Here is a 17967-nt window from a genome sequence, read left to right as displayed (position 1 = left end):
TCCTGCTTAGTTTTCACCTCTCTGGCAGCAGTTTGTGCGTCAGAAACGATCGGTAGAAAAAACAGTAGAAATAGCGGAAGAAGACTTAATGTCACATACGGAACACTCTCAATGTCCACATAATTTTCGACTGATCGGCGCGAGAGCTTCCGTTTTAATGGGACATAGCATATTCCGATTATCCCCAACCCAAACACCAAGTAGCTCAAGTTTTTCGAGTACGAGAATAGAAGATACATTCCACCTATTGAGAGGTAGTCCAACGGTGAACCTATCATCTCGTAGTAGTTGATCCCAAACTCCTCCAAGAATGAGGCATCGTAAATAAACCCGATTACATAAGATGCCGTCACTAGTAACGAAACCACTATCGCCAAAACTTTAGGGAACAATCAAAACTCCTCATAAGATTTATGCCGCCAACACGCGCGGCTTTGCAATGGCGGCAGTGCCGCAACGAAAAAGCCGTGATTTGCCGGGGAGTTATGGTGATTTCTGGTGTATGGAAGCAGGTTGAAGGGGTGGCGTATCCTGTTGGTTGATCACCGCCAAGATCACAACCAACAGAGGAATGATACGCCATGTCCGAGTCTAACCTGCATGCTCTTTCACAACCAGAGGTAGCCAGCAACGACCCGTTGCACGAGTTGATCCGGCAGGGTGCCCGGGACCTGATCGCACAGGCCGTTGAGACGGAGCTGGAGAGCCTGTTGAAGCAGTACGCGGACGTCAAGACGCCGGATGGCCGCCGTGCTGTGGTGCGTAATGGGCACCTTCCCAAACGCGCTGTTCAGACAGGCGTCGGCGACGTAGAAGTCCAGGTTCCCAAAGTCCGGGATCGCAGTGGCTCCGGTATTCGCTTCAACAGCCACCTGCTGCCACCGTACCTGAAGCGCGCCCGGAGTCTGGAGGAACTGATTCCCTGGCTCTACCTGCGTGGCGTTTCCTCCGGTGACTTCCAGGAGGCCCTGAGCGCGCTGGTCGGCGAGCAGGCCAATGGCCTGTCGGCGAACACGGTCTCCCGGCTCAAGTCGAAGTGGCTTGATGAGCACAAGGGCTGGCAGCGACGGGACCTGAGTCAGAAACGCTATGTGTACTGGTGGGCTGACGGCGTGTACAGCAACGTCCGTCTGGATGACCGGCTCTGCCTGCTGGTGATCATCGGCGTGACCGAGCATGGTCACAAGGAGCTGGTGGCTGTCGAGGACGGCCACCGGGAGTCCGAAGCCAGCTGGCGAGAGCTACTCACGGATTTGCGGGAACGTGGCTTGGAGCCCTCGCCCAAGCTGGCTGTTGGCGACGGCGCACTGGGCTTCTGGAAGGCTCTGAGCAAGGTGTTTCCGGACACCCGGCATCAGCGGTGCTGGGTGCATAAGACCGCCAACGTGTTGGACAAGCTGCCCAAGTCGGTACAACCGAAGGTGAAGTCAGCCTTGCATGAAATCTACCTGGCGGAGACCCGAGACAGCGCCCACAAGGCGTTCGACAGCACCTTGAGACGATTCCGAGACAAGTACCCGAAGGCCATGGAAAACCTGGAGAAGGACCGGGATGAGCTGCTGGCCTTCTACGATTTTCCGGCGACTCACTGGATTCACTTGCGGACCACCAATCCGATTGAATCCACGTTTGCCACGGTGAGGCTCAGAACCAAGCGGAGCCGCTCCTGTGGCAACCGGGACACCACGTTATCGATGGTGTTCAAACTGCTCCAATCCGCCCAGAAACGCTGGAAGCGGATCAAGGGGTTCGACCAACTGAAGCTGGTCGTGGATAACGTACAGTTTCAGGATGGAATACAGGTGGAAGATCAATCTGACAGGAACGCTGCCTGATGGTCATACACCAGATTTGACAATAACTCTTTGCCGGGTTATACATTATTGATTAGCTGTCTTTTCTGCTGCTTGCAGGACCTCAACATCTTCCGTGAACCAATTTACAATCATATCTTCGACAGAGCTCTTGATTTCATCAAGTGGTTTAGCGTTTTTGCTATTTCTTTGAGCGCTATAGAAAGACACTACTAAACTGTCAGATGCGCATAGAGTTTTTACTAAAGATAGAGCCATTACATTGTCGGGGCCTTTGTAGCGGTCTTTTCCCAGCATTTGGCTTGCAGTAGAAAATCCTTTGACGCATGATCTCGCCTCACTAGCCTGATTTTTCAGATCAATGGCTGGACTTGATTGCGCAAATGCTCCTTGAGACAAAAGAGTCAAAAAGGAAAATGCTAGGGTTCTATACATTAGTATGGATCCTATTCTCGTGCAGAAATTTCGGCGTATAACACCTCGGGTAAGCCGCCGGTGGGGAGCGCAGCGTAGAGTACCGGTAGACTTTACATTGGTTAGGGCTTTTACCTCGTAACCAAGTCGCCTCTATTACAAGCTTGAAGAAGCGAATTGACACGTTTCACTCTCATAAATCGTTCTTTAGTTCGAGAGTTCATGCTTTTTCGATACTCCGATTTGATTTCATCATCCTCGATGGATCTATCTCTCAATGCCGCGAAAAACTCAATGAGTTCGTCTGAATAGTTCGAAATAGAATCACCATGTTTAGCGAGAGTGAGTGCCAGCCCCCATATACCATAGAGGTGTGAAACACCCATAATTTTATATTGTGCATAGTCAATACCGATGTCAGCTATTTGCGAGGTTAAGCTTTTTGCACTATTTGAAGCATCGGTAAAATCTGAGTTAGCATGCCGCTCGTAAAGATCATCCAAAATTCTTTGGCTAGAACCTATGACATCATTCATATAAACGGACAGCAAACACTCAGCACAGAACTCCTTGTCTTCCATGCGATTTCTGTCTGTAACTTCCAGTCTAGTTTTCCAGAAAGGGGTTTCTGAAAGCACATCAACAGCGGCTGTTATATTACTGCTATGATACTGTGCATTTCTTAGCTCTTGACCTTTCAATGGTTCACCGTTTCGATTGAGCCGGTCAAAAACCATCTCAATTAAGCCTTCATCAGAAGGATCTATATATTCAATAGGTAAATCGTATTTCCAGAAAGAGGTTTTATAATTTTTCAAATCTTCTCTTTTCCCAAGGTCCGAAAAAGTTACTCCACTAAGTATATCGTCATCTTCTTCACTGCCGTACTCGTTTGAAGCTGAAATTTCACCCGCAATGAACCGGCCAATAGCAGTCAATCGCTGCTTACCATCAATTACATCAAAAGTGGTCTTGCCGGTATCTTCATCGATCTTTCGATGTAAAAAAACCGGTGGAATTGGAAAGTTTCTTAAGAGGCTATCGATAAAATAGCTTTGCTTTTCGTCACTCCAAACCGATCTTCTTTGGTACGGTGGATTGTAATTAAATTTCGATAGTTGGTTTTGCTCATGGAATCCAGCAATTGACAATGTTGCAGTACGGCGGTCAAGCATCTTGCTAGTCATTTGAACACCTTCCTAAGCGAATTGGGGTGGGAATAAGATTGATATGAACGGAAAAGGCTGCAGCAGACTGCATCAAACTGCTCATTTGGATAGGGATTCACTGAAATCACTCTAGCCCGCCTTGATATATTTGCGAGTAGATAATCAATTTCTTTCCTATCTACGTGCCAGTAGCTTAACCCATACAGTATAACTAAATCATGTTCTCCGAGACTGGATGTTGCTTCGATTGCACTATCCCAGACCTCTCTTATCCACCGGTGCTTATATCGTTCCGATTCACCTGCTGGTGGTAACATCCCAACCATAGGATAATTTTCTGATAGTGAGTCATACCGCACACAGATATCTTCTAGCCCACCTTCAGTAAACTGAGCTGAATAATTGATTTCAAAAGCAGAGCTGTCAACTGAAGTATGGCCGCAAAAAGTAATAGAGCCATGAGGTTTGTGTAACGAAAACTTTGCTGTTTTTTCTTCACCTAACCTAGGTATTGAAAATTTAACGTCAGCCTCGTGTAAGCATCGCTCTAACATTGCATCATAGTTAAAGGTAATAACATCTAATGAATCGACACTCTCGCTTGACTCAATTTCCTTTATTAAGTTAATGACGGACGACTCGATTGATTTTTTGAAAAAATCATTGCTCACTAGGATATCGTCATAATAAACAAAAAGGTATCTAAGATAAGATACCAGTTCCTTATAGGCCCTGATGTAAATTCCGTCATCTAAAGTCGCGGGATCGGCCATACAGCAGGCATTAACAGCCGTGATGATTTTCTCAATTACCTGATAAGACTCTTCCTTTGTTGAGTTTGGCCTAGCTCCGAGCGCCCACAAATTTGGGCAATGCTCATAACTAAGGAAACCCGGTGTCCCGTCGGCTGGCCATGGGACGTCTGCACCACATCTGAAGAGGTTTAAGAGGTCGATCTCACTCTCGGAGCAATCCGAGAGCATCGAGAGCGAGAGTCCGTTACCTGCAACCAAAATTACTTTCATTAAAATCTGACCTTCCGCAAACACCAATTTTTCGAAGGGTTTCTTCGTAGCCCTAACAGGGTATTAGATAGCAGTTGTCTTTATTGTAATTGTCCGAGCGCTTCATTATTCCGCATCAATAATACAAAAAATCTCGTAACCGATGTCAAAAAATGTTAATGATCATGTAACTACACCCCTAAAAAAGAAGCAATCCCGATCCCGCTTAGTAATATCAACGTAGCCGCATTTTCACCAATCACGAAACGGTGTTAATTTCCCGCCCAACAAAAAGGCCCGGCAGCTTCCGCAACCAGGCCTTTTCGTCACTCAGCGGTCAATCACCTCAACCGCACTTGCTATCGCCGCAAGACAAGCAGGTGGCGCAGCCGTCCATCACAATCACCGCTTTGGTGCTGCACTTGCCGCACATGGTGGCGTTGGCGGGGTAGTCGCTGCCACTGTCGTCGTTGGTGGCTTTGTTCTGGCTGGCTTCAAACTCGGCGCGTTTCTCGGCGAGGATGCGCTTGGTGGTTTCGCTCAGCTCGTCGCTTTCCAGCAGGCCGATGGCCTTCAGGTGCTTCTCGATCACGGCGCCGATTTCGGCAACCAGTGAGGGCATGAACACGCCACCTTTCTTGAAGTAGCCGCCGTTGGGGTCGTACACGCTGCGCAGCTCTTCCACCAGGAAGGTTACGTCGCCACCTTTGCGGAATACCGCAGAGATTACGCGGGTGAGGGCGATAACCCACTGGAAGTGTTCCATGGATTTGGAATTGATGAACACTTCGTATGGCTGCCGGCTTTCGTGGTCGGTGTCTTCGTTCAGCAGGATGTCATTGATGGTAATGTACATCGCGTGCTCGGCCACCGGCGGTTTGATCTTGTAGGTGGTGCCCAGCAAGAAATCCGGCCGTTCGATGTTTTCGTTCATCTCCACCGGCTTGGTTTCAGCTATCACCGGTGCCTGGTGCTCGTTCGGGGTTTCGGTGTCGGCTTTCTTGACTCGGTAGCCGACAATCTTGTTGCTGATTTTCACTGTCATGTTCGTTGTCCTGTCTGTCGGTTCCCGGGATCAATATTTACCGTAAGTGCCTTCTTTAAGCGCATCAAACAAGTTGGCGGCGGTGTGGGTTTCGCCGTCGTACTCTACCTGTTCGTTGCCCTTGAGGGTCACTTTGCTGCCATCATCCAGGGTGAACTCGTACAGCGTGTTCTCGAGATCTTTCTCTTTAACCAGTACGCCCTGGAAGGCTTCCGGGTTGAAGCGGAAGGTGGTGCAGCCTTTCAGGCCCTTGTCGTAGGCGTACAGGTAAATGCCTTTGAAGTCTTGGTACGCGAAGTCTGTGGGCACGTTGGCGGTTTTGGAAATGGAGGAATCTACCCATTTCTGTGCCGCTGCCTGAATATCTACGTGCTGCGTGGGCGTTACGTCATCGGAGGTGGTGAAGTAACTGGGCAGCTTTTTGTCTTCGTCTTCGGAGAAGGGCATAGCGCCGGGATTAACCAGGTGGCGGTAGGCCAGCAGCTCGAAGCTGAACACGTCCACTTTCTCTTTGGTTTTACGGCCTTCACGGATGATGTTCCGGGCGTAGTGGTGCGAGAAGCTTGGCTCGATGCCGTTACTGGCGTTGTTGGCCAGCGACAGGCTGATGGTGCCAGTGGGCGCGATGGACGTGTGGTGGGTAAAACGGCCACCCTTTTCGGCCAGCTTTTTCACCAGTTCCGGCTCTACGTGGCCAATCTGCTGCATGTAGCGGCTGTACTTGGCGTGCAGCAATTTGCCCTTGAGGATGTCGCCCACTTTGTAGCCGTCTTTGGCCAGGTCCGGGCACTTGTTCATCATCTTGGGGGTAATTTCAAACTCGTCTTCCATGATCGGGGCCGGGCCTTTCTCTTCAGCCAGGGCCAGGGACTGGCGCCAGCCTTCCACGGCCATTTCCCGAACCACGTCTTCGGTGAACTGCACCGATTCGTCAGAACCATAAGGCATGCGTAGCATGGCGAGGGTGGAACCCAGGCCCAGGATGCCCATGCCGTGGCGGCGCTTGTAGGTGATTTCGTGGCGCTGCTCTGCCAGCGGCAGGCCGTTGATTTCTACCACGTTGTCCAGCATGCGGGTGAAGATGCCCACTACCTTGCGGTACTTCTCGTAGTTGAAGCTGGCTTTGTCGGTGAACGGGTAGTCCACGAACTTGGTCAGGTTCACGGAGCCCAGCAGGCAGCTGCCGTAAGGGGGCAGGGGCTGCTCGCCACAGGGGTTGGTGGCGCGGATGTCTTCGCAGAACCAGTTGTTGTTCATCTGGTTGACCTTGTCGATCAGGATGAAGCCCGGCTCGGCGTAGTCGTAGGTGCTGGTCATGATGGTGTCCCAGATGAACTGGGCTTTCACCGTCTTGTAGATGCGGCAGGCCACCTTGCCTTCTTCGTTTACCACGTAGCCGTCCTGAACCGGGAAATCGCGGTACAGGAACTGCTCGGCGTTGTTCAGGTCCAGGCCTTCGTCTTCCACTTCCTTCTTGGTGACAGGGAAGGAGAGGTGCCAGTCGTCACCGTTGCGTACGGCTTCGATGAAGTCTTCGGTGATCAGCAGAGACAGGTTGAACTGGCGCAGGCGGCCGTCTTCACGCTTGGCCTGGATGAATTCGATGACGTCGGGGTGGTGTACATCGAAGGTGGCCATCTGGGCACCGCGGCGGCCACCGGCAGAAGACACGGTGAAGCACATGCGGTCGAAGATATCCATGAACGACAGCGGGCCAGAGGTGGTGGCGCCGGCACCAGCGACGTAGGCACCGCGGGGGCGCAGGGTAGAGAACTCATAACCGATACCACAACCGGCCTTGAGGGTAAGGCCCGCTTCGTGGTTTTTCTCCAGGATGTCGTTCATGGAATCCTGGATACTGCCGGATACCGTGCAGTTGATGGTGGAGGTGGCAGGCTTGTGGGCTTCCGCACCGGCGTTGGAGGTGATCCGGCCAGCCGGAATGGCACCGTTTTGCAGGGCCCAGAGAAACTCCTTCATGTACTTGTTGCGTACATTCTTGTTCTCCACTTCCGACAAGGCCTTGGCAACGCGCTCGTAAGTTGCGTTGATGTCTTTGTCGACCGCTTCGCCTGTTTTGGTCTTCAGCTGGTATTTGCTGTGCCAGATATCAAGCGACGCTTCCTGCATGGGAATCGTTGTGATCACTGCCTGTGCCTTAGCGTTCATTGCCACCCTCGGTTTCCAGTATGTCTCGTTTTGATGGTGCCGTCCCCGGCGCCATGCCCCTTTTTTAATGGTGTTGCGTTCTTACTGCCGGCCTGTTTTTGGTCAAAAACACTAGATATGGTATTTGCCTGGCGGAAGGTGCCGCCTGTTCAGAGCCGGTGAATTGCCTTTATCTTGCTGTCGGAGTTGCTTTTGCCGGCTTTCCCGGCGCCCGCGCGGCGGGCTGTGTGGTTGTTATTTGCCCTATATATGGGCTTCTTGTTCGTGAAGTATAACAGGATATAGTGGTCTGTGAATAAGAGAGCAACTATTGAATGAGCTTTGAGTGCAAAGAAAATCAATGGAAGAATACTTGCAACGCGCAAAATCCCTGCTGTGCGGGCGTTCAGCGTGATTTCGGGGGAATCACTAGATGTTGTGGTTAAAAAGCGTTCAGTGAAAATTGTTGTGATGTGCAAGTTTTTGTGATGTCTGCACGTATCGAGATGCGACGTGTCGGTAGAGTATGAGGGTGGCGTCGTAACACCGCAGTGGCCCACAGGAAGTGATAACTACTATAAAAGGAAAAGAACAATGAAAGGCCTGAAACCTACCATGCTAGCGCTGTGTGTTGCGGGGGCCGCCCCTGCCGCCATGGCGTTCCAGCCGTTGGATGAAATCTCGATGGGTAACATCACCGGTCAGGCGGGTGTCACTATTGAGCTGGAAACCCGGCTGAATATTGATCGGTTTATCTACACGGATGAGGGATCGTTGGTGATTAACGATATCTCTGTGGGTGGTGCCAACCGTATCGACCTGTTCCCGGAACTGGGCTTTAACCTGACGGGAGCCGGGCCCAGCGACAAGCTGGACAACGTGCGGATCAATATCGACATTGCCAATGACGGCGATGCCATCATCAACATTCTCCCGATGACCTTCGGGGCTGTGGATATGCGCATCACCACCGGGGCCTGGGACCTGACCGGCACCGATGGCAGCACCACCATTATGGATAACTTCCAGATGGACATGCTGATTGGCTCTGGCACCATCCGGGTGGATACCGCCACGGATACCCTGAGGCTGTTAACGGATTTCGCCATTGATGACCTGGACTTTGACATTCCGTTCCTGGCCATGGGTATCCGGGATCTCCGGCTCACCGGAGCGGATTATGATCTGCAGGCGCCCCAGCCTTTGCGGCTGTTCGCCAATGTGGATCTGGATATCTTCAAGGGTGCCAATGCGGCCGGTACGGAGGTTCTGGCCATCGAGATGGACAGCTTCCGGGCTGACCTGAGCATTGGTGGTGTGTTGATTGGTGGCACGTCGATTGGGTCGGTCATGCTGGACGACCTGGCGATTACCAATACCTCGATGCGCATTTACGGCCACTAACGGCTTTAAACTGTGCAATAAAAAACGGGGCCTTCGTGGCCCCGTTTTTTATTGCGGAAATGGTTTAGCCCAGTAACAGGCTGTCGTCGTCCACTTCCAGCCCGCGCTGTTTCTCGAACAGGCCGAGCAGGTCTTTTACTTCCAGGCCTTCCCGGTCTTTACCGGCAATGTCGAACACCACCTGGCCCTGGTGCAGCATGACCGTGCGGCTGCCCACTTCCAGAGCTTGCTTCATGCTGTGGGTGACCATCAGGGCGGTCAGCTTCTGTTCTTCGATGATCTTTTGCGTGAGCTCAAGAACAAAGTTGGCGGTTTTCGGGTCGAGGGCAGCGGTGTGCTCGTCCAGCAGCAGGATGCTGGACGGTGTCAGGCTGGCCATCAGCAGGCTAACGGCCTGGCGCTGGCCACCGGAGAGCAGGCCCATCTTGTCGCCCAGGCGGTTTTCCAGGCCCAGCTTCAACGTGGCCAGGCTGTCCCGGAATTGCGGCAGGTACTTGCCTTTTACCGCTGTGGTGAGGCCACGGCGCTGGCCGCGCTTGATGGCCAGTGCCAGGTTTTCCTCGATGGACAGGTTCTCACAGGTGCCGGCCAGGGGGTCCTGGAACACCCGCGCCACTCGCGAAGCCCGTTTGTGGGTGGGCAGGCGGGTAACGTCCTGGTTGTCGACAATAATCTGGCCGCTGTCCACCATCACCTCGCCCGAGAGGGCGTTCAGGAAGGTGGATTTGCCGGCCCCGTTACTGCCGATAACGGTCACAAACTCACCCTGGTTAACGGTCAGGCTCATACCCCGCAGTGCCGGGTTTTCCAGTGGCGTACCCTTGCCGAAGGTAAGCCGTAGATCGGTTGCGCTGATCATAGTGCCTCCTCAGGCTTTTTTGCGGCTGAAGCGGTTAGTGAGATTGGTACGAACGCCGGGCAGAACAATCGCCAGGGTAACCAGTACCGCAGTAATCAGGTTCAGATCCTGGGCCTGCAGGCCAAGTACGTCTGCATTCAGTGCGAAGGCAATGGCCAAACGGTAGATGATGGCGCCGATCACGCAGGCCAGCAGGGCACGCATAACGGTAGACGGGGTGAGTACCGCCTCGCCGCCAATCAGGGAAGCCAGGCCAATAACAATCACGCCCACACCCATGGTGACATCGGCGGCGCCCTGGCTCTGGGCGAACAGGGCGCCGGCCAGGCCAACCAGGCCGTTAGACAGGGCTACGCCGAGGATAATCATACCGCCGGTGGCAATGCCCTGTGCCCGCGCCATGCGGGCGTTGGAGCCGGTAGCGCGCATGGCCAGGCCGGTTTCCGATTTCATGAAGCGCCACAGCAGCACCAGGGATACCGCCACAACGATCAGGAACAGAATCACCGGTACCTGATGGAACTCCAGGCCCAGGGAATACCAGGGCGTCAGCACCGTTTCTTCTGATAGCAATGCGATATTCGGCCGGCCCATGATGCGCAGGTTTACCGAGTACAGCGCAATCATGGTCAGGATGGAGGCCAGCAGGTTCAGGATGTTGAGTTTGACGTTCAGGATGGCTGTTACAGCACCTGCCGCCATGCCTGCCAGCACGGCGAAGCCGGTGGCAACCCACGGGTTCCAGCCTTCCAGGATCAGAACGGCGGCCACAGCGGCACCCAGGGGGAAGCTGCCGTCCACTGTCAGGTCGGGGAAGTCGAGAACACGGAAAGAGAGGTAAATACCAAAGGCAACCAGGCCGTAGATCAGGCCGGTTTCAAGAGCACCGTAGAATGCAATTTCACTGAGCATGGGTAGTTAATCACCGTGAAAGAAAACGGGCGGGCCCTTGTGGGGTCCGCCCGTGTTGGTCAGGCGTTACTTGTCGCTTTTGACGACTTCTTTTGCGTCCTGGATGAGGTCTTCGGACAGGGTAATACCCATGCGCTCACCGGCGGCCGGGTTTACGTATAGGTCCAGCTCTTCCATGGTTTCAACGGGCATGTCGGCGGTGCCGGCACCTTCCAGAATGCGCACAACCATGGCGCCGGTCTGGCGGCCGTGGTTGTAGTAGTTGAAACCGAGAGCGGCAACCGCGCCACGCTCAACAGTGGCGGTGTCTGCCGCGAATACCGGAATCTTGGAACGTTCGCCAACGGAAATGACCGCCTCGGCGGCACTGATCACGGTGTTGTCGGTGGTCAGGTAGATGGCATCTACCTTGCCGACCAGCGAGCGGGCCGCACCCAGCACTTCAGAGGTCTTGGTGGCAGCACCTTTAACCAGTTGCATGTCGCGGGCCGCCAGGCGCTCTTCAAGCAGATCAATCAGGGCGGCGGCATTCGCTTCACCGGGGTTGTAAACGGTGCCGATGCGCTTGGCATCCGGCATGATGCGCTGGAGCATGTCCAAATGCTTCTCAATAGGCAGCATGTCGCTTACGCCTGTGATATTGGCGCCCGGTGTCTCAAGGCTCTGGACCAGTTTGGCCGCCACGGGGTCTGTCACTGCTGAGAAGACAACCGGAATGTTGCGGGCTGCGGCTGCTACGGTCTGGGCAGACGGGGTAGCGATGGCAACAATCACGTCCGGGCTTTCACCCACAAACTTGCGGGCAATCTGGGAGGCAATCGCTGAGTTGCCTTGGGCGCTTTCGTGCATCAGGCGAAGGTTTTCACCCACGCGGTAGCCGCGCTCGGCCAGTTCATCTTTGATGCCTTCATGAGCGGCATCCAGTGCCGGGTGCTCAACAATCTGCGTGATGGCAACTACACGGGTTTCTTCAGCCTGAACCAGGCTTGCTGCTGCCAGCAGCGAAGCGCCGATCAGGGTGCGCAAGGTCTTCTTGGCCATATGCCCATCTCCGAGTCAGTGACTGAGGTCCCCGTTTGCCGGGGCGGAAAAATGAAAGTGCGCAAGTTTACCACAGGGATATAGGTTTCGGGGTAGGGATGGGCGATACTTTATCAGTTGCTATTGCGCATTTGTCTGAAATGCAGATATTTTGGTTTTGTCACGTTTTGACGTGCAGGGGTGTGTTGAAATAGGCTACGAAAGTCTAATAATACGATACCCCCCAACTATAAAGACAAACTAGGAAGGTCCATGGACACAACAAACAAACTTCCCCTCGATATGCTGTACCACTGGGAAGCCACGAAAGCTGATTCCCCTTACATGACTCAGCCGATTGGCAACGGCAAGGTGGTTGAATACACCTGGGGCCGGGCAATTGATGAAGCCCGCAGGATGGCGTCTTACCTGAAGTCCCTTAACCTGCCGGAAAAGAGCCGTATTGGTCTTATTTCGAAGAACTGCGCGCAATGGATCATGACCGACTGGGCAATCTGGTTGGCTGGCCATATATCCGTACCCCTGTACCCGACCCTGAATGCGGATACCGTCAACTACATCCTGAACCACGCCGAATGCGAGGTTCTGTTTGTGGGTAAGCTGGACGACTGGGACAGCATGAAGCCGGGCGTTCCGGATTCCGTGCGTTGCATTTCCTACCCCCTGAGCCCCCCCAACGATTTCGAGACCTGGGACGACATCGTGGCCAAGTACCCGCCGCTGGAAGGTCAGGTGCACCGTGAGCCGGAAGAGCTGGCAACCATTGTGTACACCTCTGGCAGTACTGGTCGGCCCAAGGGTGTAATGCTCAGCTTCGAAAATATGGCGTTTGCCGCTGCTGGTGGCATTGAGACTCTGGGTGTGGGCCCCGAAGAGCGCATGCTGTCTTATCTGCCGCTGGCCCACGTGTTCGAACGTACCTTTGTAGAGTTGGGCTCTCTGTATGCCGGCTTCCATCTGTATTTTGCTGAGTCCCTGGATACCTTTGTCCAGGATCTGCAGCGGGCGCAGCCGACGCTGTTCCTGTCTGTGCCGCGCCTGTGGGTGAAGTTCCAGCACGGTGTGCTGCAGAAGGTGCCCAAGCAGAAGCTCGAGCGGTTGCTGAAGATTCCGCTGGTCAACAAGCTGATCAAGAAGAAAGTCCTCAAAGGCCTTGGCCTGGACAAGGTCAAGCTGGCTGGCTCCGGCTCCGCGCCGCTGTCCAACGATGTGCTGGACTGGTACCGCAACCTGGGCCTGGAGCTGCTGGAAGGCTACGGCATGTCTGAGAACTTTGCCTATTCGCACATGAACAAGCCGGGCCGTACCCGTACCGGTTACGTGGGCGAGGCGCTGCCGGGTGTTGAGGTGAAAATCAGCGAGCAGGGCGAAGTGTTGGTGAAGAGCCCGGCCACCATGATGGGTTACTACAAGGACGAAGAGAAAACCAAGGAAACCTTTACCGAGGATGGCTTCCTGAAGACCGGCGACAAGGGCGAGATCGATGAGATGGGCCGCCTGAAGCTGACGGGCCGCATCAAGGAGATCTTCAAGACCAGCAAGGGCAAGTACATTGCCCCTGCGCCGATTGAGAATCGTCTGATGTCCCATGACGCCATTGAAATGGTGTGTGTGTCTGGTGCCAACCAGACCCAGCCCCATGCCCTGGTGCTGCTGGGTGAGGAGATTCGCCCGAAGATGGCCGATGAAAGCTTCCGCAAGGAAATTGAAGAGAGCTTCACTCAGCTGATCAAAGACGTGAACAAAACCGTTGATCCCCACGAGCAACTGGCGTTCATTACTGTGGTCAGCGATGAGTGGTCCATCGAGAACAGCTTCCTGACCCCGACGCTGAAGCTCAAGCGTAACGTGGTTGAAGACGCTTACCAGGAGAAAGTGGATAGCTGGTACGCGAAGAAGCAGCCGGTTATCTGGCAGTAATGGCAGAACGCTCTACGCGGTAAACAAGAAGGCCCGGCAAATTGCCGGGCCTTCTTGTTTCTGAATCCGCAACTGAGCCAGCCGAAATCAGGTCATGGTCCTGGAATTGGAGATGGACCGGCTCATCAGAATGATCGGAATGATGCCCGCCAGCACGATGATCAGGGAGGGCAGTGCACTGTGGTACAGCTGCTCATCGGAAGCAAACTGGTACACGTAGGTGGCCAGGGTTTCGTAGTTGAATGGACGCAGTATCAGGGTGGCGGGCAGTTCCTTCATGCAGTCTACAAACACCACCAGGGCCGCTGTCACCAAGGTGCCCCTGAGCATGGGCAGATGCACCTTCACCAGGGTTTTACCGGGTGTGTGACCCAGCGAGCGCGAGGCCATGTCCATGCTGGGTGTGATTTTTTGCAGGGCGCTTTCCACACTGCCAGCGGAAACCGCCAAAAAGCGAACCGTGTAGGCAAACACCAGGGCAAACGCAGTGCCGCTCAGCAGCAGGCCGGTGCTGAAGCCAAAGTAATCCCGCATCAGGCCATCGAACCAGTTGTCGAAACCGGCCAAAGGAATAATGACCCCAACCGCAAGCACCGCGCCGGGCATGGCGTAACCCAGGCTGGAAAGGCGCATCAGCACCTGCATGCCCCGGGTATTGTGCAGCCGGCGGCTGTAGGCGAGGGTAACACCAATCAGCAGGGTGGTCAGCGCTGCGGTACCAGACAGGAACAGGCTGTTAAAGGTGTTGCGAATGAAGTTCGGGTTCCAGCTTTCATCAAAGTATTCCCAGGCGTAGTAGCCAAGGGTGGCGCCCGGAATGATGAACCCGAATACCAGTGGGACGGCGCATACGGCCAGGCAAATCATCTGCCGCGGAAAAGACATGGTAAAGCGGTGGATGGGGTCGCGGTTATCGCGGGCGGCAAATTGTTGCTGGCGCCGGCGAGAGTAGCGTTCCAGTGTCACCAGGATCACCACGAACATAAGCATGGTGGTGGCGATCTGGGCCGCTCCGCCCAGGTTGCCCAGGTTCATCCAGGTATCGAACAGGCCCAGGGTGAGGGTTTGTACGGCAAAGAAGTCGACGGTGCCGAAGTCGTTCAGGGTTTCCATCAGTACCAGTGACAAGCCTACCGCGATGGCGGGCCGGGCGATGGGCAATACTACCCGGAAAAACGTACTGATGGCCGAATGGCCAAGGCTGCGGCTGACCGCAAACAGCGACGGCGATTGCTCCATGAAGGCAGCGCGGCCCAATAGGTAAACGTAAGGGTACAGCACCAGGCCGATCATCAGGACCGCCCCTTCCAGGCTGCGAATTTCCGGGAACCAGTAGTCTGCGGCGCTTTGCCAGCCAAACCATTCCCGTAGGGCTTTCTGGACCGGCCCAGCGTAGTCGAGCAGGCTGGTATAAACGTAGGCAATCACGTAGGCCGGCACCGCAAAGGGCAGCAGCAGGGCCCACTCGAAGAATTTTCGCCCCGGGAACTCGCACATGGTGACCGCCCAGGCGGTGGAAAGCCCGATGATCAATGTGAGGATGCCCACGCCAATCATCAGTTTGATGGTGGTTGTGAGGTAGCGGGGCAGGGTGGTTTCCATCAGGTGTGGCCAGATGTTCTCATCAGGGAACAAGGCCAGGTAAAGCACAGAGAAGACCGGTAAAGCGACGATGGCCGTGGTGATCAGGGCACTGATCATCCATCGTTTCGAGGTGCGTTTGGCCAGAAGTGGTTGCGAAAGCCCCGGATTGGCACTGGAAACGACCTCGGTCATGCTTGTCCCGTTATGGAAGTGGTGATGAGAAGAATTGCGATTTTAGATACTGAGGGGGCTCACTGCAATGACGGGGGTCATTTCTGTCTCTGAAACAGACACTAAAAAGGGTACCAACGTGCTGTTGGTACCCTTTCTGATAGGCGCCTGATGTCGGCGCCAATTGGTTAGCCGTCGTAGTCGACGCGATCAATCAGGCGAACGGCTGCGTTGCGGTTGTTGGCGATTTCCTGCAACGACAGGGTGTCCGGGTTCATTTCGCCCCACTCAGCAACCATGCCGGTTGGCTTGACTTCCGGGTTTGCCGGGTACTCAGAGTTGGCCTCGGCGTAGATGCGCTGTGCGCTCGGTGAGGACAGGAACTCGATCAGCTTGATGGCGTTGTCCTTGTTGGGCGCACTCTGGGTCAGAGAAATACCACTGATGTTCACGTGGGTGCCACGATCGTTAGCGTTCGGGAACACCAGGTTGACCTGCTCGGCGGTCGGGCGCTGGTTTTCGTCCATCAGCATGTTGCCGTAGTAATAGCTGTTACCCAGGGCAAGGTCGCACACGCCTTCGGCAATAGCTCTGATCTGGTCACGATCACCGCCCTGGGGCTTGCGTGCCAGGTTGTCTTTAACGCCCTGGAGCCACTCCTGAGCCTTTTCTTCGCCATGATGGGCGATCATGGAAGACACCAGCGCTACGTTGTACGGGTGCTTGCCGCTACGGGTGCAGATACGGCCTTTCCATTTTGCATCGGTCAGGTCTTCGTAGGTGCTGATCTCGCCTTCTTCAACCCGGTCTTTGGAGGTGAAGATCAGGCGGCCACGGGTGGTCAGGGCAAACCACTTGCCGTCCGGGTGACGCAGGTTTTCCGGAATGTTCTTGTTAACGGTGTCGCTGTCTACTTCCGCGACCAGGTTTTTTTCAACCAGCTCGTTGATGCGGGAGATATCGACCGTCATAACCACGTCGGCCGGGCTGTTACGGCCTTCACGTTCCAGACGTTCTGCCAGACCCTGCTTGGCGAAGACAACGTTGGTCTTGATGCCGGTTTCATCGGTAAAGGCATTCAACAGCGGCTCCAGCAGATAAGCCTGGCGGTAGGAATAGATGTTTACTTCGCCATCGGCGGTGGCAGCCATCGGTGTGGCGGTCAGGGCGATGGCAACAGCGGCTGCTAGTTTCATTCGCATAGTGTTTTCCTTCCTTTTGTCTGGCTCACCTGATAGATAAACTCACAGGCAGTTAAAAACGACAACTATTCTCATTGCTATCACGGTTTGAGTCAATAACGCCGGAGGGATATTTGTGTAAAAATGGTGTTATGCTTGATAACACTATAAAAAACAGGCCAAAAGCAGGGTTCCCGGGGTATGGTAGACAACGATCGCAGAGTGCACAGCCGCACCGCTTTGAGTGCGAAAGTTAAGGTGGTACACGAACAGTTTGGTGAATTCGTGTTTTCAACCCGGGATATCTCGGACGGAGGCGTATTCATCGTACTCAACGACGAGCCTTTTGCGCCGCAGTTAGGCGACAAGGTAACCGTGCAGGTGCAGGGTTTGCCGGTGCCGGCACCTACACTCGATATGGTGGTGGTGCGGCAGACCAACGACGGTTTTGGCCTGCAGTTTGACCAGAATGATGAATAGTCCGTGGAATGTCCCCGCCCAATCCCGATAATGGAAGCCTTCGAGTCTGAGTTTTGAAAAGGACGGCTTTACTGATGACTTTCGCTTTTTCAGGGCGTTCCGGGTTAGTGGCGGTGTTGTGTTCATTGCTTGTGTTGAACGGCTGCGCCAGTTACTACACACACTATGCGATGTTCCCGGCCGAGACCTCCGCAGGCGAAACCCGCCAGGTGAGGGTGTCCTGGCAAAGTGCCGAATACCCCGGCTGGTGGCTGGCCAACAACAAGGCGACGCCTATCCGGCTGGAAACCCAGTGCAGCGAAAGGGTGTGGCGTATCACTGACCAGAACCACAGTGACAGCGGCGCCTGTGGCGAGGGTATCAGGGCCTGTGGTGAGCCTGGGAAAGACCGAATCGCAGCCACTGGCCAGCCGGCTACGGGCAAGGATGTGTGTGTAGCGGTTGAGCAGGGAGCGACCCTGCAGGGTGTCGCCGATATAGGGTCGAGTTTCGGCCTGCTGGTGAGCTGCCGGCCGGAATCTGTAGTGGTTAAGCGGGGTGATGACGAGGTAAACATGGATTATCTGCGTCCGTCGCCGGTTGCTTATACCGTTCACGCCAGAAAAGTTCCCAGGGGCACGCTCAGCGCCCGCCTGCCATCGTTCAACGAAAGTGAGTGTAAAGAAGACTGACGAGTGTGGCATTCAGCCTGTGATGCCGTTCACGATGCTACATTTCGTTGCGGTTTGATAACTTGCGTTACTCCTTGTTTCCTTTCTGTGGTGTTTGGATACCAAACTGTAATGGTGTCTTTTAACCAGAGTGGCAAACTGGTTGATATC

Annotated in this window: 15 protein-coding genes; 5 read left to right on the top strand and 10 right to left on the bottom strand. The window is 54.3% G+C overall.

The window, feature by feature from the left end; all coding sequences use genetic code 11:
• Positions 1-581: 581 nt before the first annotated feature.
• Positions 582-1835 (top strand): IS256 family transposase, encoded by a 1254-nt coding sequence (locus RVM24_RS07045; RefSeq protein ID WP_058092935.1) that lies wholly within the window; start codon positions 582-584, stop codon positions 1833-1835.
• A 45-nt stretch (positions 1836-1880) separates the two neighbouring features.
• Here the strand turns inward: RVM24_RS07045 and RVM24_RS07040 are convergent, their stop codons facing one another.
• From RVM24_RS07040 to RVM24_RS07020, 5 genes are all read right to left on the bottom strand, one after another.
• Positions 1881-2249 (bottom strand): hypothetical protein, encoded by a 369-nt coding sequence (locus RVM24_RS07040; RefSeq protein ID WP_230714189.1) that lies wholly within the window; start codon positions 2247-2249, stop codon positions 1881-1883.
• Positions 2250-2359: 110 nt separating this feature from the next.
• Positions 2360-3415 carry a DUF262 domain-containing protein gene (locus tag RVM24_RS07035; protein WP_230714191.1) on the bottom strand — a complete coding sequence of 352 codons (1056 nt, stop codon included), beginning with the start codon at positions 3413-3415 and terminating at the stop codon, positions 2360-2362.
• Positions 3412-4422 carry a hypothetical protein gene (locus RVM24_RS07030; RefSeq protein WP_230714193.1) on the bottom strand — a complete coding sequence of 337 codons (1011 nt, stop codon included), beginning with the start codon at positions 4420-4422 and terminating at the stop codon, positions 3412-3414. The genes RVM24_RS07035 and RVM24_RS07030 overlap by 4 nt, the downstream gene beginning before the upstream one ends.
• A 325-nt stretch (positions 4423-4747) precedes the next feature.
• On the bottom strand, positions 4748-5446 hold the full coding sequence (locus RVM24_RS07025; protein WP_058091128.1) for an NrdJb: 699 nt from the start codon (positions 5444-5446) through the stop codon (positions 4748-4750).
• A 30-nt stretch (positions 5447-5476) separates the two neighbouring features.
• Complete coding sequence (locus RVM24_RS07020) at positions 5477-7615, bottom strand: adenosylcobalamin-dependent ribonucleoside-diphosphate reductase (protein WP_061332097.1); 2139 nt, start codon at positions 7613-7615, stop codon at positions 5477-5479.
• 573 nt (positions 7616-8188) lie between these two features.
• On the opposite strand from RVM24_RS07020, the gene RVM24_RS07015 reads away from it, so the two are divergent.
• Positions 8189-8998 carry a DUF6160 family protein gene (locus RVM24_RS07015; RefSeq protein ID WP_152438303.1) on the top strand — a complete coding sequence of 270 codons (810 nt, stop codon included), beginning with the start codon at positions 8189-8191 and terminating at the stop codon, positions 8996-8998.
• Between the two features lie 64 nt (positions 8999-9062).
• On the opposite strand, the gene RVM24_RS07010 is transcribed toward RVM24_RS07015, so the two are convergent.
• From RVM24_RS07010 to RVM24_RS07000, 3 genes are all read right to left on the bottom strand, one after another.
• Complete coding sequence (locus tag RVM24_RS07010; RefSeq protein WP_061332101.1) at positions 9063-9857, bottom strand: ABC transporter ATP-binding protein; 795 nt, start codon at positions 9855-9857, stop codon at positions 9063-9065.
• Between the two features lie 9 nt (positions 9858-9866).
• Positions 9867-10769, bottom strand: a complete 903-nt coding sequence (locus tag RVM24_RS07005; protein ID WP_431475159.1) for an ABC transporter permease — start codon at positions 10767-10769, stop codon at positions 9867-9869.
• A gap of 66 nt (positions 10770-10835) precedes the next feature.
• Complete coding sequence (locus tag RVM24_RS07000) at positions 10836-11810, bottom strand: ABC transporter substrate-binding protein (RefSeq protein WP_152438302.1); 975 nt, start codon at positions 11808-11810, stop codon at positions 10836-10838.
• Between the two features lie 252 nt (positions 11811-12062).
• Here RVM24_RS07000 and RVM24_RS06995 point away from each other — a divergent pair, with 252 nt between their 5' ends.
• Positions 12063-13730: an AMP-binding protein gene (locus RVM24_RS06995; protein ID WP_061332107.1), complete on the top strand. Its 1668-nt coding sequence runs from the start codon at positions 12063-12065 to the stop codon at positions 13728-13730.
• Positions 13731-13817: 87 nt separating this feature from the next.
• Here the strand turns inward: RVM24_RS06995 and RVM24_RS06990 are convergent, their stop codons facing one another.
• Together RVM24_RS06990 and RVM24_RS06985 are read right to left on the bottom strand one after the other, a co-directional pair.
• Entirely contained in the window at positions 13818-15506 is a 1689-nt protein-coding gene (locus RVM24_RS06990) for an ABC transporter permease (RefSeq protein WP_061332109.1), read from the bottom strand.
• A 167-nt stretch (positions 15507-15673) separates the two neighbouring features.
• Complete coding sequence (locus RVM24_RS06985) at positions 15674-16687, bottom strand: Fe(3+) ABC transporter substrate-binding protein (RefSeq protein WP_138437558.1); 1014 nt, start codon at positions 16685-16687, stop codon at positions 15674-15676.
• Between the two features lie 180 nt (positions 16688-16867).
• On the opposite strand from RVM24_RS06985, the gene RVM24_RS06980 reads away from it, so the two are divergent.
• Both RVM24_RS06980 and RVM24_RS06975 read left to right on the top strand, forming a co-directional pair.
• Positions 16868-17146 carry a PilZ domain-containing protein gene (locus tag RVM24_RS06980; RefSeq protein WP_058091120.1) on the top strand — a complete coding sequence of 93 codons (279 nt, stop codon included), beginning with the start codon at positions 16868-16870 and terminating at the stop codon, positions 17144-17146.
• A gap of 74 nt (positions 17147-17220) precedes the next feature.
• Positions 17221-17817, top strand: coding sequence for a hypothetical protein (locus tag RVM24_RS06975; RefSeq protein ID WP_431475158.1), 597 nt, complete (start codon positions 17221-17223; stop codon positions 17815-17817).
• Positions 17818-17967: the final 150 nt, after the last annotated feature.

Source organism: Marinobacter sp. KM021 (assembly GCF_050707965.1).
Taxonomy (GTDB): Bacteria; Pseudomonadota; Gammaproteobacteria; order Pseudomonadales; family Oleiphilaceae; genus Marinobacter; species Marinobacter shengliensis.
This window is presented reverse-complemented; position numbering and strand designations above follow the sequence as displayed.

Coding starts and splice junctions, on each gene's coding strand:
- RVM24_RS06975 (WP_431475158.1), top strand. CDS start 17,221: ATGACTTTCGCTTTTTCAGGGCGTTCCGGGTTAGTGGCGGTGTTGTGT.
- RVM24_RS06990 (WP_061332109.1), bottom strand. CDS start 15,506: ATGACCGAGGTCGTTTCCAGTGCCAATCCGGGGCTTTCGCAACCACTT.
- RVM24_RS06995 (WP_061332107.1), top strand. CDS start 12,063: ATGGACACAACAAACAAACTTCCCCTCGATATGCTGTACCACTGGGAA.
- RVM24_RS06985 (WP_138437558.1), bottom strand. CDS start 16,687: ATGCGAATGAAACTAGCAGCCGCTGTTGCCATCGCCCTGACCGCCACA.
- RVM24_RS07025 (WP_058091128.1), bottom strand. CDS start 5,446: ATGACAGTGAAAATCAGCAACAAGATTGTCGGCTACCGAGTCAAGAAA.
- RVM24_RS07040 (WP_230714189.1), bottom strand. CDS start 2,249: ATGTATAGAACCCTAGCATTTTCCTTTTTGACTCTTTTGTCTCAAGGA.
- RVM24_RS07035 (WP_230714191.1), bottom strand. CDS start 3,415: ATGACTAGCAAGATGCTTGACCGCCGTACTGCAACATTGTCAATTGCT.
- RVM24_RS06980 (WP_058091120.1), top strand. CDS start 16,868: ATGGTAGACAACGATCGCAGAGTGCACAGCCGCACCGCTTTGAGTGCG.
- RVM24_RS07000 (WP_152438302.1), bottom strand. CDS start 11,810: ATGGCCAAGAAGACCTTGCGCACCCTGATCGGCGCTTCGCTGCTGGCA.
- RVM24_RS07010 (WP_061332101.1), bottom strand. CDS start 9,857: ATGATCAGCGCAACCGATCTACGGCTTACCTTCGGCAAGGGTACGCCA.
- RVM24_RS07030 (WP_230714193.1), bottom strand. CDS start 4,422: ATGAAAGTAATTTTGGTTGCAGGTAACGGACTCTCGCTCTCGATGCTC.
- RVM24_RS07015 (WP_152438303.1), top strand. CDS start 8,189: ATGAAAGGCCTGAAACCTACCATGCTAGCGCTGTGTGTTGCGGGGGCC.
- RVM24_RS07020 (WP_061332097.1), bottom strand. CDS start 7,615: ATGAACGCTAAGGCACAGGCAGTGATCACAACGATTCCCATGCAGGAA.
- RVM24_RS07005 (WP_431475159.1), bottom strand. CDS start 10,769: ATGCTCAGTGAAATTGCATTCTACGGTGCTCTTGAAACCGGCCTGATC.
- RVM24_RS07045 (WP_058092935.1), top strand. CDS start 582: ATGTCCGAGTCTAACCTGCATGCTCTTTCACAACCAGAGGTAGCCAGC.